This is a genomic window from Fontivita pretiosa (assembly GCF_050410795.1).
GTDB classification, from domain to species: domain Bacteria; phylum Planctomycetota; class Phycisphaerae; order Tepidisphaerales; family Tepidisphaeraceae; genus Fontivita; species Fontivita pretiosa.
The window spans coordinates 5,391,097-5,404,925 of record NZ_CP191258.1; the positions used below are offsets into that span (position 1 = coordinate 5,391,097).

At 64.0% G+C, this 13,829-nt stretch carries 10 protein-coding genes; 5 read left to right on the forward strand and 5 right to left on the reverse strand.

Annotated features, from left to right (window positions below; translation table 11 throughout):
- Positions 1–36: 36 nt before the first annotated feature.
- Together ACQS5P_RS21860 and ACQS5P_RS21865 are read left to right on the forward strand one after the other, a co-directional pair.
- The gene (locus tag ACQS5P_RS21860; RefSeq protein WP_428938738.1) at positions 37–1,938 is read left to right on the forward strand and encodes an ABC transporter permease subunit; all 1,902 of its coding nucleotides are present in this window, start codon (positions 37–39) and stop codon (positions 1,936–1,938) included.
- Positions 1,939–2,084: 146 nt separating this feature from the next.
- Positions 2,085–2,408: a hypothetical protein gene (locus ACQS5P_RS21865; RefSeq protein WP_428938739.1), complete on the forward strand. Its 324-nt coding sequence runs from the start codon at positions 2,085–2,087 to the stop codon at positions 2,406–2,408.
- A 102-nt stretch (positions 2,409–2,510) separates the two neighbouring features.
- On the opposite strand, the gene ACQS5P_RS21870 is transcribed toward ACQS5P_RS21865, so the two are convergent.
- A complete protein-coding gene (locus ACQS5P_RS21870; protein ID WP_428938740.1) occupies positions 2,511–4,487 on the reverse strand; it encodes a hypothetical protein in 1,977 nt (658 codons plus the stop codon).
- Between the two features lie 68 nt (positions 4,488–4,555).
- Complete coding sequence (locus ACQS5P_RS21875; RefSeq protein ID WP_428938741.1) at positions 4,556–5,269, reverse strand: SDR family NAD(P)-dependent oxidoreductase; 714 nt, start codon at positions 5,267–5,269, stop codon at positions 4,556–4,558.
- Between the two features lie 415 nt (positions 5,270–5,684).
- Here ACQS5P_RS21875 and ACQS5P_RS21880 point away from each other — a divergent pair, with 415 nt between their 5' ends.
- The 3 genes from ACQS5P_RS21880 (at position 5,685) to ACQS5P_RS21890 (ending at position 10,493) form a co-directional block, all read left to right on the forward strand.
- Positions 5,685–7,622 (forward strand): ABC transporter ATP-binding protein, encoded by a 1,938-nt coding sequence (locus ACQS5P_RS21880; RefSeq protein WP_428938742.1) that lies wholly within the window; start codon positions 5,685–5,687, stop codon positions 7,620–7,622.
- A gap of 37 nt (positions 7,623–7,659) precedes the next feature.
- Complete coding sequence (locus ACQS5P_RS21885) at positions 7,660–9,552, forward strand: ABC transporter ATP-binding protein (RefSeq protein WP_428938743.1); 1,893 nt, start codon at positions 7,660–7,662, stop codon at positions 9,550–9,552.
- 206 nt (positions 9,553–9,758) lie between these two features.
- Positions 9,759–10,493: an FprA family A-type flavoprotein gene (locus ACQS5P_RS21890; protein ID WP_428938744.1), complete on the forward strand. Its 735-nt coding sequence runs from the start codon at positions 9,759–9,761 to the stop codon at positions 10,491–10,493.
- Positions 10,494–10,572: 79 nt separating this feature from the next.
- Here the strand turns inward: ACQS5P_RS21890 and ACQS5P_RS21895 are convergent, their stop codons facing one another.
- From ACQS5P_RS21895 to ACQS5P_RS21905, 3 genes are all read right to left on the reverse strand, one after another.
- Entirely contained in the window at positions 10,573–11,535 is a 963-nt protein-coding gene (locus ACQS5P_RS21895) for an ABC transporter ATP-binding protein (protein WP_428938745.1), read from the reverse strand.
- Positions 11,532–12,527 (reverse strand): ABC transporter ATP-binding protein, encoded by a 996-nt coding sequence (locus ACQS5P_RS21900; protein ID WP_428938746.1) that lies wholly within the window; start codon positions 12,525–12,527, stop codon positions 11,532–11,534. Before ACQS5P_RS21900 ends, ACQS5P_RS21895 begins: the two co-directional genes overlap by 4 nt.
- Positions 12,528–12,652: 125 nt before the next feature.
- Positions 12,653–13,744 (reverse strand): ABC transporter permease, encoded by a 1,092-nt coding sequence (locus tag ACQS5P_RS21905; protein ID WP_428941055.1) that lies wholly within the window; start codon positions 13,742–13,744, stop codon positions 12,653–12,655.
- Between the last annotated feature and the right edge of the window lie 85 nt (positions 13,745–13,829).

Here is a 13,829-nt window from a genome sequence, read left to right on the forward strand (position 1 = left end):
CCCACCTTGAGGGTCGCATCGGTTACACTACCGCTCATGCCTCTGCACCTGGCGCGGCTTGCGGGCCTGAACCCCTTCGGGCCGATTTTCGATAAGGAGCTGCGGATCACCGCGCGACGAAAGCGCAACCACTGGCTGCGCGTGGTCTACCTCGGCGGGTTGCTGCTGTTTCTGCTGATGATCTACGCCACCACACGCAGCTATGGGTACTACTACGGCGGCAGCGGGGGCGTGGCTGCGCGGGTGCAGGCGCAGAACCAGCTTGGCAAAAACTTCTTCGCCACGTTCTCGATGTTCTGTGTCATCGCGATGGGCCTGATCGCGCCCGTGTTGACCAGCACCGCCATCAGCGCCGAACGCCTCGGCAAGACGCTGCCCGTGCTGCTGATCACGCCAATCACGAGCTGGCAGATCATCTCCGGCAAGCTGTTCTCACGACTGCTCGTGGCGCTGATGCTGATCGGGCTTAGCCTGCCGGTGCTGGCGGTGGTGCGACTGCTGGGCGGCGTGGAAACCTTCCAGATGTTCGCGGTCGTGTGTCTGTGCACGGCGTTTGCCATGTCGTCCGCGGCCCTTGGGCTGTTCTATTCGACCCTGCTGAACCGGGCTTATGCGGTGATCCTGCTGTCGTATGGGACGATGTTCGTGATGTACCTGGCCGGGCCGGTCATCATTGGCGTGTTCGCCGCCGCCAGCAGGGTGCGCGAGAGCACGATCTTTCCGATCCTCGCCGCGTCGAATCCCGTGGCGAACGTGGCGTTTCTGTCGATGCCCGACAGCCCGGCCGTGCTGAGCGCCGGATGGATCCCCGGGCTGATCGTGCAGCTTTCGCTGACGACTCTGCTGGTAAGCGGCAGCGCGATCGTGCTGCGGCGTTACGCACGACGCGGCGGCGAGCATGACCGGCCCGCTGCCCAGCTTCCACCCATCCCCGCTCCGCTCGGCGCGGAAAACCCGATGCAGGAGGTCGCGCCCAACGAAACGCAGCAGCCTGATCCAGCCGTGCAGCACTCGTCGAGCGCGCGCGCAGGCGAAGACCATTGCGTGGTCGGCGACAACCCCGTCGCCTGGCGCGAATTTCGCCGCCCGCTGGTCGTGCAGCGCTGGGCTGGGCTTGCCGTCGCCATCGTGCTGGGGTTGTTGCTGCTCAGCTATTGCGCGTTCGGCGCGCTGGAGGTGCTTGACGACCATGAGCTTCAGATAGGCTACGCATGTGTCTTCAACGCTCTGTACTGGCTGCTCGTGGCCGTGCTGTCCGCCACGGCCATCGCCCAGGAAAAGGAGAGCGATACCTGGACGCTGCTGCTCACCACTCCCCTGTCGTCCGAGTCGATCATCCTGGGCAAGGTGATGGGCGTTGCGCGGCGGATGGTCTGGCCGACCGTGCTGGTCGCGGCCCACTTTGCGGTCTTTGCCATGTGCCGCGTCATCTCCTGGACGGCATTCCTGCATGTCATGTGGGTGTTGGTCACCTTCAACACGGTCTGGCTTGCCAGCGGTGTGTACCTGTCGCTGCGGATGCAGAAGGTGACGACGGCGGTGATCGTCAACCTGATGATCCCGGTCGTGCTGTTCGTGGCGGTGCCGATCGCGCTGCTGGTGCTTGGGGAGCTGATCGCCCGCGACGACGACTGGGCCGAGGCGATGACCTGGTACCTGCCCTACATGTGGATGGCGCAGAGTGTCGATCGGCTGGAACCGAGGCAGTTCTACAACTATGACGATCGCATGTGGCTGCCCGGGTGGGGCTACTCCGTCAGCGTGGGTGACTACACGAAGATGCTTCTGGTCACAGGTGCGGCGCACGTGCTCGTCGCCGCTGTGGTGCTGTGGTTGACGGTGAAACGGTTCAATCGGCTGGTCGGTCGCGCCGCGCAGGATCCGACGGCCGCGCCCGACTTCAGCGAAGACTCTGGCTCAGCCGTCGTGCATCGTTAGCCGCATCACTCATCGATGAGGAGATCCTTTCACGAATTGCCAGGCTGATTCGGTCCGGCAGTGGCCGGTCTCACCGTCGTGGTTGCATTCGCGGCAATTCCACGGCGCCTGCCGAACCTTTCTTCATCCGCGGCATATTGACCTGTATGAGTGATGCATGGGCGGGGGTAGACGGTAGCGAAGGCATGTGTGTCCCGGCTGCGGCGGCGATGATGGCGTCCCGGACATTTCAAACGATTGACGTTGAACAAACCAACGGGCAGATGGCGCGGCTGCATGCGCAGGTGCTTCGCGAGCAAAGCCGGATCCAGGTTCGCTCAGAAGCAGGCATCAGCGTGTTGATCAGCAAGAGCGAGCTGGACGGCCTGGAGCGCGCTCTGGAGATTCTGTCGCAGACTGAAACGATGCGGCAGATGCGTCAGGAGCTGGCGCGCGTGGCATCGATGGACATGCGCGCGGGCACGAGGTAGCGTGAATCCGAATCGATCCCGCGGCTGCGCGCGCTACGCCGCGGCGTAGCGCAGCGCAGCCGCGGGATATCGCAGCACTGATCTCCGCACCACATACGTCCGTTACTGCTCAATCACCGCGCCCGGCGCTGCGGCGCCGGCGCCTGCCGCGTCCCTCGATTTCTCAAGCTGCTTGAGCACCGACTCGATCCGCTGCTGCGCCTCCGGGGGCTGCGCCGGGGCCAGTTCCTTCAGCACGCTGATCACTCCCGATCCCATGCTCACAAGCTGCGCCTCGGCGCGCTCGCGCGTCCGCCAGTCGTCGGCGCTCAGCTCCGCGACGATGGCCTTGATCCGATCCACCATCGTCGCCGACGGCTGCGGCAGCGGGTTGCTGTAACGTTCGATCAGCGCCACCGGAACGGTGATCTCGATTCCGCTTTGCAGCGCGCAGGTGATCTGCGGCTGGTGAAGCTGCCCGCTCATCGTCGTCTGATCCCACAACGTGACCTGCACGTCCAGCCCGGCCTCCGGCGCATGCGACAGCTCGCGCAGCTCCGGGCCGTTGATCGTGATCGTGTCGAACGTCGTGTCGAGCTTGAGCTGTCCGGTGATCGAGCCGACCAGCAGATCCTGATTGGACAGCTCTAGCGTCGGTGCATCGTCGGCGGGCTGGGCTTTCTCGCTCGACCTGGCGGCAAGCTGAAGGCGGCTGACGGTCGCCGCGGGAAACGACACGCTCTGAGCAGCGCTGGTCCCCACAAGCTGCATGTCGAATCGCTCGGCGGGCAGCAGGCCCGCGAAGTGGCTGCCGTCGGTCAGCTCGATCTCGTGAACTCCATGCTGGTCTGACTGGAACGTCACCGCGGCGATCGATTCTGGCCTGAGCTTCAGCAGCCCGTAGCGGGTCATCACGTCGATCGGCGCGGTGGGCATCGCGACCATCATCCGCTCGCCGCTGCGCAACATGATCATCGGGCGATCGAATTTCCATTCCTCCGGTTCGCCGGGGCGTTTGCGATAGCCGAGTCGGGAAATCTGCGACAACGGCACCTGGGTCGTCTGTCCGCTGGAGAGCTGAAGCTGCACCGAATCCTTGCCCAGCGTCCCGCCGAAAACCTCGCCATCCACTGTCACCAGCAGTTGCCGCGGCTTGAACTGCCCGACATTGATCAGCCCGACGACGCGCTCAGCGGCCAGCTCGATCGGGCCGTAGAACGTCTCCAGCCTGTACGAAGGCTCGATGATCGTGCCCTTGAGCTGGTCCCCGCCGCGAAGCTCGATCACGTCGAACAGCTCCCCGCGGAGCACTTCGCGCTCTCCCACGACCTGCGAGGCGACGATGTTGACGATAAGCTTGCGCAGTTCGACCGGCACGTCGGAAACGATCTGCGACTCGCGCAGCGTGAGGATGAACTGCGAGCCGGCATCCTGACTGGCGGCCGTGCCGTGAAGATGCAGCAACGCCACCTGCTTGCCCGCCGGGATGGTGAGCTGCACGGTGGCCTGCGTAACGTTGTTGTTCGGCTGGGCATTCAGCGCCGGCACGATCTTGGCACCCTTGCCGGCGAAGAGCTGAACGATGCTTCGTCCCACGGGAGTCTGGCCTACAAAACCGATCGCGCGATCCTTGCCGCGCGGATCGCTGATCAGTTGCGATGCGCTCAGCCCATAGTTGAAATTCGAATTGAGCTGAACGTTGGCCACGAGCTGCTGGCCGGCGGGATTGCGGAAGATGTCGATGTATCGCACATAACCCTCGGCGCGATTCACGCGAATGCGGCGGGTGATCATCAGCCCGCCGCAGTTCATCTCGTCGAAAACGACCTCGCCGGTCTTTTCATCGAGCCTGGCCTGGTTCTGGTTGGATTGCGGGGTTTGCCCGTTGACGATCAGGTTGGCGGCCTGTCCATAAATCGGCTGAGGCCCCTGCTGCCGCAGCCACCCGCCGGGATAGATCATCCATTGATTGCCGGCGTTGTCCTGGACCTGATACGGCAGGTTAACCATGCCGCCGGGCAGAACAACTCTTGCTCCCGGACTGACGGTTGAAGCGACTGCCACGAGCAGCAGGCCGAGCACGGGAAATCTCAGTTGCATTGAGCCTCCGATCAGACCCCGGACATTGGACGCGCCGGCGGCGCGTTTGTTGCACAGCGGCGCGCATATCAGGGGCGTTTGTTCAGCCAGATCACCTGCCCGCTGGTGTACCGCAGCGCGCCATCGGGCATCGCGCATTCGGCCACGACCCGCGCCACGTCCGCCGGCGAAAGGGTATTCTCCACCGGAAACTGCTCGGGGGAAAGGATGGAGCGGAACATGGCGGTTTCCACGGCGCCGGGGGCGATGGTGTGAACGCGCACGCCGATGGCGGCTCCTTCCCGCGCCAGCGACAGGCCCAGGTTGTTCAGCCCCGCCTTGGCGGCCCCGTAGGCGACGAATCCGCCAAACGGATCGCGCGCCGCCATCGAGGAGATGTTGACGATCACGCCGCCCTGCTGCCGCCGAAACGTTGGCCAGCACGCCCGGCACAGGTAGAACACGCCTGAGAGATTGGTCTCGATGACGTCGCGCCAGAGCTGGGGAGTGGTCTGCTCCACATCGCGCAGCGGCGCGGTTCCGGCGCTGTTGACCAGCACATCGATCCGCCCGAAACGCTCCAGCGTTCGCGTCACGATGTTCTGCGCGTGCTCGGGGCAGGCGACATCGCCGCGGACGATCAGCGTCCTGCCCGGCACGTTGATGAGCCGATCGGTCTCCTGCAGGGTCGCTTCGGTGCGACCCGCCAGCACGACGCGAAATCCGAGCCGCGCCAGTTCGCCGGCCGTGGCGCGCCCGATGCCTCCACCGGCCCCGGTGATGATCGCAGTTTGCTCACTCATTCCGCTGGATCCATGCCACCAGCCCCCATCGTACCCCTGCTGCCACGTCAGGCAATGCGAACGGATGCGGGTTCTGGCCGGTTTGGCGCTTCGCCAGAAAAATCAGCTTGCCTTTTGGTCCCACCGGAGTCTATATTTCCTGCCTGCGCTACATTTGAGGAGGTCGTTGCGATGCGCACGAATCCGACCAATATCCTCTCGGTCAACCAGTTCCACGGTTGAGCGGACGACTGCTTCCGGGCCGAAGGCGACGCCTTCAGGGCCCGGTCACCAGCCGACGGCCCGCATCAACCGGCAGGCGGGCCGCTGTTTTATCCATCCCATCGATTGATGGCTCTCAAGCCCGCGGCGTTGTGCCAGACGAAACGTTGCGCGTGCGCGGACAGGATCTGTGGCACATTGATTTGAGGTCCACATGACGGACGCGACCCGGAAGGACAAGGACGCCAAATCGTCGGGAAAAGCCATGACGCGGAACACCCGCGCCCTGTGGCAACTGAGCCGCGGACAACGCGGCAGGTTCCTGGCGGCACTGGTGGCGCTGGCGGCGGGGACGCTGCTGATGTACGCCGCCCCGCAGATCGTCCGCATCGCCATCGACGGGATCCTGGACAACAAGGCGCACGAGCTGCCCGGCTGGGCCGCTCGACTGCTGGTCGTGATCGACGCCGCCGCCCATCCCCACCGCGCGCTGCTGCTCGCGGGCGCCGCAATCGTCCTGGTCACCACGATCGGGGGGGTGTTCATGTACCTCAAAGGTCGCTGGGCCGCCGTCGCCAGCGAGACCATCATTCGATCCCTGCGCACGCGGTTGTATGACCATCTCCAGCATCTTCCGGCCAGCTATCACGACAAGGCCCCCACCGGCGATCAGGTGCAGCGCTGCACCAGCGACGTGGACACGGTCCGCATGCTGTTTGCCAACCAGGCGGTCGAAATCGCGCGGGCGGTGATGCTGCTGTTCATCGGGTTGCCGCTGATGTTCTGGATGGACCGTGTGCTGGCGTTGTACGCGATCGCGCTGCTGCCGGTGATCGTGCTGTTCTCGATCGTGTTTTTCGGGCGCGTGCGCGGATCGTTCAAGAAGATGGACGACGCCGAGGGCGCGATGACCGCCACGCTTCAGGAAAACCTCACCGGCATCCGCGTCGTGCGGGCGTTCGCGCGGCAGGAATACGAGTCGCAGCGGTTCGGCGAACGCAACCGCATCCATCGCGATCTGAACATGAAGCTCTTCCGAATCATGGCGCTGTACTGGGCTTCATCCGACTTCATGGCGTTCGCGCAGGGCGCGACCGTGCTGTTCGGCGGGGCGTGGCGCGTCTATCGCGGCGAAATCAGCGTCGGGACGCTGGTGGCGTTCCTGTCCTACATGCACCTGTACCTCTGGCCGGTCCGGCAGATGGGACGCGTGCTGACCGAATTGGGCAAGGCGACAGTGTCCATGGGACGAATCCAGGAAATCCTTGATGCGCCGCGCGAGACCGACGCCGCTTCTGACGGGCGGATGACGCCTCCCCATCGCATCAGCGGCGAAATCCGCATCGAAAATGTAAGTCTGTGGCACGCAGAGCATCGCGTGCTCGACGATATCACGCTGCATGTGCCCGCCGGTCGCACGCTGGCCATCGTCGGTCCTTCCGGTTCGGGCAAAAGCACGCTGATGCAGCTTCTGCTGCGGCTGATCGACTACGAGCACGGACGGATCATGCTGGACGGGATGGAGATTCGCGAGCTGCCGCGAACGTATGTCCGCGGGCAGTTCGGCGTGGTCATGCAGGAGCCATTTTTGTATTCCAAGACCCTCAGGGACAACATCCGCCTCGGGCGACACGGCGCGCCCGATCCCGAGATTGTCGAGAGCGCGCGGATCGCGTGCATGCATGATTCGATCGAGCAGTTCGAGAACAAGTACGACACGCTGGTGGGCGAGCGCGGGGTGACGCTTTCGGGCGGGCAGAGGCAGCGAGTCGCGATCGCCCGCGCGATTCTCAAGGACGCGCCCGTGCTCATCCTGGACGATGCGCTCAGTGCCGTCGATACACACACGGAGACGATGATTCTGGGCGCCCTGAAGCGCCGCGCCGGACGGCACACCACGATCGTCATCGCTCATCGCCTCTCCACCCTGATGCACGCCGATCAGATCGCCGTGCTGGAGCATGGAAAGCTTACGCAACTCGGCACACACGCCGAGCTGATCGAGCAGGACGGCCTGTATCGCCGGCTGTGGCAGATTCAGACGGCGCTGGAGGAGGATCTGTCACGGGAATTGGCGGACCAATTGCCACGGGGCGAGCGAGTCGCGGCATTGACCCCCCTCTCCCGGTACCCCGGGACAGGGCAGGGGTGAGGGTTCTGTTTCGACGGCACACAAGAGCAATCAAGTCATGGCTCAGGACCACGCTCTCGAGGACGACGTCTTCACCGGCAGGATCGACCTGGCCCTGTGGCGCAAGGTGCTGATGTTCGCCCGGCCATACAGGAAGCACCTGACCGTCCTGGCGATGCTGGGCGCGCTGGTTGGCGTGTTTGATATTTCCTACCCCTTGATCACCGGCGGGGTCATCGACTCGCTGCGCGCTCACGAAAAGACCGGCGCCCCGGCACACATCGGCTGGTACCTGGCGCTGAACACCGCGATGATGTTCTGCTTCGTCGCGTGCATCTACACGTTCATCGTCGTCGCGGGCAGGATCACCACCGGCGTGAGCCACGACATTCGTCGCGACGCCTTTGCCAGGCTCCAGGAGCTGCCCTTCTCGTTCTACGACCGCAAGGCGGTCGGATGGCTGATGGCGCGGCTGACCAGCGACTGCGGCAGCCTCAGCAGAATCATGGGCTGGGCGCTGCTGGACATCTGCTGGGGCGTGATCGTGCTGATCCTCGTGAGCGGGGCGATGTTCTGGCTCAACTGGCGAGTCGCCCTGGTCGTGCTGCTGATCGTGCCGCCGCTGGCGTTCGTATCGCGATACTTCCAGCTTCGACTGCTGCTGACCAGCCGGGCGCTGCGCAAGGCCAACTCGCAGACCACGGCGGCATTCAATGAAGGCATCCTGGGCGTGCGAACGACCAAGTCAATGGTGCGTGAGCAGCGCAATCTCGAGGAATTCAGCGTCCTGGCAGATTCCATGTACGCGCACGCCGTCAGCAATCAGCTCTACTCGGCGGTGTTTGTTCCGATGGTGCTTTCGATCTGCTCGATCGGGATCGGCCTGGCACTGTGGCGCGGCGGCGTGGAGGTGACCTGGGGCGGACTGACGGTCGGGCAGCTTGTGGCGTTCCTCCAATATGCGGCATTCCTCCAGCATCCGGCGCAGGAGCTGGCCAACACGATCACGATGATCCAGGGCGCGCAGGCATCGGCAGAGCGCGTGCAGGGGCTGCTCGATGCCGATCCCGAGATCGTCGATTCGCCGGAGGTGCAGCAGCGACTTCGACAGTTCTCATCCCCGGGGCCCGTTGCTGGCAAGGTTGCTCGCCACCTGCACGAAGGGATCGCGCCGGATGGTTATTCGGCGGCAATCGAGTCGATCGAATTCCGGGAGGTGAGCTTCTGGTACAAGCCCGGGCAGACCGTGCTGCGCAACTTCAACCTCGCCGTCCGGGCCGGCGAGACAATCGCCCTGGTCGGCCCCACGGGCGGCGGGAAGACCACGATCGTGGGTCTGGCCTGCCGATTCTACGAACCGACCAGCGGCCAGATACTCATCAACGGCCTGGATTACCGCAGACGCAGCCTCAAGTGGCTTCAGTCCAACCTCGGCATGGTGCTCCAGCAGCCGCACCTGTTCAGCGGGACGGTGCGACAGAACATCCGCTATGGCCGGCTGGATGCCACCGACGAGCAGGTCGAGCAGGCCGCGCGCCAGACTTGCGCTCACGAGTTCATCATGGAGATGGAAAACGGCTACGACACACAGGTGGGCGAGGGCGGCAACAAGCTCTCAACGGGGCAGAAGCAGCTCATCGCCCTGGCGCGCGCGATCATCGCCGATCCGCAGATCTTCGTCATGGATGAGGCCACCAGCAGCGTGGACACGCACACGGAGCGCGCGATCCAAAGCGCTGTAGAGCGCGTGCTGCAAGACCGGATCAGCTTCGTGATCGCGCACCGGCTCTCGACGATCCGCTCGGCCGACCGGATCCTGCTCATCGACGCCGGTCAGATCGTTGAGCAGGGCACGCATCACGACCTGCTGGCGCGGCGTGGGCGGTATTACGAGCTGTATACCAACCAGTTCACGCACGAGCGCGAGGAGCAGATGTTGCACTACACCTGAAAAAGGGGTCGGGAGTCTTTGTTTGCACCTGAAAAAGGGGTCGGGAGTCTTTGTTTGGCTGTGGAAAAGACTCCCGACCCCTTTTCTGCGAGAAGCCAGGACAGAACAACGCCGCCGAGGCAGTCTGTTTGCCCAAAACAGGGCAGACGCGCCTTGCGCTGCGCGGGCGCCTACAGTTGGGCCGGGCTCTAACCGGAGAAACCTGCATGGGCAAAAGCATCGAGGCCGTCGCGGATGGGATCTATCGCATTGGCGAGTTCTGGCCGCAGTACGGGATCACGGTCAACCAGTTCCTGATCGTGGACGAACGACCGGCGCTTATCCACACCGGCACGCATCCGATGTATGAGGGGATTCGCAAGGCGGTAGCGCAGATCATCGATCCGGCCAAACTCGCTTACGTGATCGTGCCGCATTTCGAGGCCGACGAGTGCGGCGGCATGGGGCGATTCGTGCGCGAAGCGCCGCAGGCTACGCTGGTGTGCAGCGAAGTCGGCGCGGGCATCAACCTCAGCGGATGGGACTACTCCGGGCCGGTGCAGGGCGCGCGCGATGGCACGGCGATCGAGTTGGGCAGGCATCGGTTGCGATTCCTGGAAACCCCGCACGTGCATCACTGGGATTCCATGATGGTCTTCGAGGAGACGACCGCCAGCCTGTTCCCGGCCGACCTGTTCATCCAGCCGGGAGATCAGCCGCATCTGGTCCGTGAGGACCTTGGCCGCGAGATGTGCGCGCTGTATCGCGAGGTGGGCATTTTCGCCGCGGAGAAACCGGTGCTTCAGTGCGTGGATCGGCTGGAGCGGCTCAAGCCAAAGCGGGTGCATCCGATGCACGGCGGGAGTCTGGACGATCAGACGCTGTCGCGATTCATCCGGGCGCTGCGCACCAACCCCTTCGCATACGAGGGCAAGGTCTTCGGCAGAAACCTGCCGACGTGAATTCCCTTCAAGGGACAAAACGAGGCACGCGAGGGATCGATTGCAACAGTTGCGGGGTCGCGGTGGCGTGCCCGTGGTCTTAATCTGCTTCCTGGGTCGCCAGCTCGGGCAGGGGTTCCAGCTCTTCGGGTTTGAGGTCCTGCACGCGCAGGGGTTCAAGCTTGCGGTCTGGATCGGGGTAGGGAATGGCGCTGAGCAGGACGCGCGTGTAGGCGTGGCGGGGATTGTTGAACAACTGTTCGGTGGGCCCCATTTCCATGAGTCGGCCCTTGTACATCACCGCGACGCGGTCGCAGAATTCGCGAACCACACCCAGGTCGTGCGAGACGAAGATGTACGTCAGGTTCAGCTCGCGTTGAAGCTGCTTGAGAAGCTGGAGCACGCGGGCCTGCACGGAGACGTCCAGTGCCGAGACGGCTTCGTCGGCGACGACGAACGCGGGCTTGAGGATCAGCGCGCGGGCGATGCCGATGCGCTGCCGCTGCCCGCCGGAAAAAGCGTGCGGGTAGCGGTACATGTGGTCGGCCTGGAGTCCGACGCGCTCGAGCATTTCGACGACGCGATCGACGCGTTCACGGCGGTTGCCGACGCCGTGGATGAGCAGCGGCTCGCCGACGATGTCGCCGACGGTCATCCTGGGGTTCAGCGAGCTGAACGGGTCCTGGAAGATCATCTGCATTTCGGTCCGCAGCGGCTTAAGCTGACGTTCGGGGATGGCCGTCAGGTCCACGGTGCGCCCGCGGTTGTGGAACAGCACGCTGCCGGAGGTCGGTCGCAGGGCGCGCAGGATGCACCGGGCGGCGGTGGTCTTGCCGGAGCCGGATTCACCGACGATCCCAAACGCCTCGCCGCGAAAGATATCGAAGCTGACCCGATCGACAGCCTTGAGGATGTCGATGCGTTTGCGACGGAACAGGCCGCCGCTGACGCTGATGAAGTGCTTGGAGAGACTTCGGACCCGCAGCAGAGGCTGGGAGGCAGCGTCGTCTGCGTTGTTGCGACGGGTGGAATCGCCATCGTTTCTGGCTGGGAGGTCGATCATGCCACAGCCTCCTGCGCCGTCGGCCAGACCAGAACCTGCCTGCCGCCGGGCAGGCGGTACAGGATCGGCGATGTTCCGCGCGGCAGCCCGCGGGGACGCTGAAGCGAATACTCAGGCGGCAGGCCTTCGACGACGGCCAGCGTGCGGCCCAGCTCCTTCAGCCGCGGATCGCGCGACGCGTGCGGGATCGAGCTCATCAGCCGGCGAGTGTACGGATGATACGGCTGGCGATACAGGTCGCGCACGGGCGCGGTCTCGACAATGCGACCCTGACACATGACCACGACGTCATCGGCGACCTGCGCCACCACACCCAGATCGTGCGTGATGAAGATGACGCTGGTACCCAGCTCGGCCTGAAGCTGCTTGATCAGCTTCAGGATCTGCGCCTGGATGGTCACATCCAGAGCGGTGGTGGGTTCGTCGGCAATGAGGATCTCCGGGCGACAAACCAGCGCCATGGCGATGACAACGCGCTGCCGCATCCCGCCGCTGAACTCGAAGGGGTACTGCTGAAGACGGCGTTTGGGGTCGGGGATGCCGACCATCGCGAGCATCTCGGCGGCCAGTTCCTCAGCCTGTCGCGGGGTCTTGTTCTGGTGCAGCAGAATCGCCTCGCAAATCTGGTTGCCCACGGTATGCACCGGCGACAGAGCCGTCATCGGCTCCTGGAAGATCATGCTGATCTTTCCGCCGCGGATGCGGTACAGCTCTTCGCTTTTGTCGTGCAGTCTGGCGATGTCGATGGGCTTGCCATCGCGGGGATAAAACATGATCCGGTCGGCCAGGATCTGTCCGGGCTTCTGGATGAGCCGGAGGATGGAATAGCTGGTGACCGACTTGCCCGAGCCGGATTCGCCGACGATCGCCAGCGTCTTGCCGCGGACAAGCTGGAAGCTGACGCCACGGACGGCTTCGGTGATGCCATCGAGCGTGCGGAAGTTCACCCGCAGGTTCTCGACGCTCAGGACGATGTCTTGATCGCTCGCCATGCTCATCAATCAAAGCAGATTCAACCGCGAAGGCACGAAGACCCGAAAGCGTCGTCCAGAGGCGGGCAGTCGCCTCGTGAGTTCGTGGCCGAATGGTTGGATTGCTGGTCGTTTCATAAAGAGGATCATTTTGTGGAGTACGGATCTGCCGCGTCGCGCAGGCCGTCGCCTACAAAGTTGAAACTGAGCACCGTCGTCACGATGAAAAGCACCGGCAGCAGCAGCCAGGGGTAATAGCGCACGGCCTGGATATCCATGCAATCCTGAAGCATCACGCCCCAGCTTACGATGGGCGGGCGAAGGCCAAGGCCCAGGAAGCTCAAACTCGTCTCGCCCAGGATCATTCCCGGGACGCTGAGGCTCAGGGCGACGATGATGTGGCTGGTGAATCCCGGCAACAGGTGGCGGACGAGGATTCGCGAATGGCTGGCGCCCAGCAGTCGCGCCGCCATCGCGTAGTCCTCCTCGCGAAGCGAGAGGATCTTGCCGCGGACGACCCGGGCCAGGCCGGTCCAGTTCAGCAGGCTCAGCACGACGGTGATCGCGAAGTAGACGCGCAGGGCCGACCAGTCCTGCGGCATGATCGCCGCCAGCGCGATCCACAGCGGCAGGTGCGGGAAGCTGTTGATGATCTCGATGCCACGCTGGATGAAAAGGTCGGTGCGTCCGCCAACGTATCCGGAGATTCCCCCGATCGTCATGCCCAGCAGAAACGTGATCGCGATTCCGATCAGACCAACCGACAGCGAAATCCGCGCGCCATAAACAATCCGGCTGAAGATGTCGCGCCCGTACTTGTCGGCGCCCAGGAAAAAGAACGTCGGGCGCACGCCCCGGGCCAGCGCCGCGGCGTTATCGTCCGGATCGACGCCGAACAGTCGCCGCTGCATCGGGATAAAGCCCCACAGCTTGTACGGTTGTCCGGGCACGAAGAATGACAACCGAATCGGCACGTCGTAGCGCTCCACGTATGTCTTGCGAAACGTGATCGGATCGACCGTGAGCTGCATGGCGTAGGTGTACAGCCCCAGGCTCGGCGACCAGCGGACAAGCTGCGGCGGACAGTACTGGTGATCCAGATCGCGAGCCTGCGACGTGTACGGCGCCACGAACTCGCAGAACGCAGCCATCACATACATCAGAATCAGCGCATGCAGCGCGATGACCGCCAGCTTGTGCTTGGCGAAGGCGCGGCGGATGAGCTGCCACTGGCTCATTCTCGCCAGCGCCGACTGATCGGCACGCAGATCAACTGCGTCGTCCAGCAGCGCCGGCGACATCACGTCCAGCAGCTCGGCGGCT

Coding starts and splice junctions, on each gene's coding strand:
- ACQS5P_RS21860 (WP_428938738.1), top strand. CDS start 37: ATGCCTCTGCACCTGGCGCGGCTTGCGGGCCTGAACCCCTTCGGGCCG.
- ACQS5P_RS21865 (WP_428938739.1), top strand. CDS start 2,085: ATGAGTGATGCATGGGCGGGGGTAGACGGTAGCGAAGGCATGTGTGTC.
- ACQS5P_RS21870 (WP_428938740.1), bottom strand. CDS start 4,487: ATGCAACTGAGATTTCCCGTGCTCGGCCTGCTGCTCGTGGCAGTCGCT.
- ACQS5P_RS21875 (WP_428938741.1), bottom strand. CDS start 5,269: ATGAGTGAGCAAACTGCGATCATCACCGGGGCCGGTGGAGGCATCGGG.
- ACQS5P_RS21880 (WP_428938742.1), top strand. CDS start 5,685: ATGACGGACGCGACCCGGAAGGACAAGGACGCCAAATCGTCGGGAAAA.
- ACQS5P_RS21885 (WP_428938743.1), top strand. CDS start 7,660: ATGGCTCAGGACCACGCTCTCGAGGACGACGTCTTCACCGGCAGGATC.
- ACQS5P_RS21890 (WP_428938744.1), top strand. CDS start 9,759: ATGGGCAAAAGCATCGAGGCCGTCGCGGATGGGATCTATCGCATTGGC.
- ACQS5P_RS21895 (WP_428938745.1), bottom strand. CDS start 11,535: ATGATCGACCTCCCAGCCAGAAACGATGGCGATTCCACCCGTCGCAAC.
- ACQS5P_RS21900 (WP_428938746.1), bottom strand. CDS start 12,527: ATGGCGAGCGATCAAGACATCGTCCTGAGCGTCGAGAACCTGCGGGTG.
- ACQS5P_RS21905 (WP_428941055.1), bottom strand. CDS start 13,744: ATGAGCCAGTGGCAGCTCATCCGCCGCGCCTTCGCCAAGCACAAGCTG.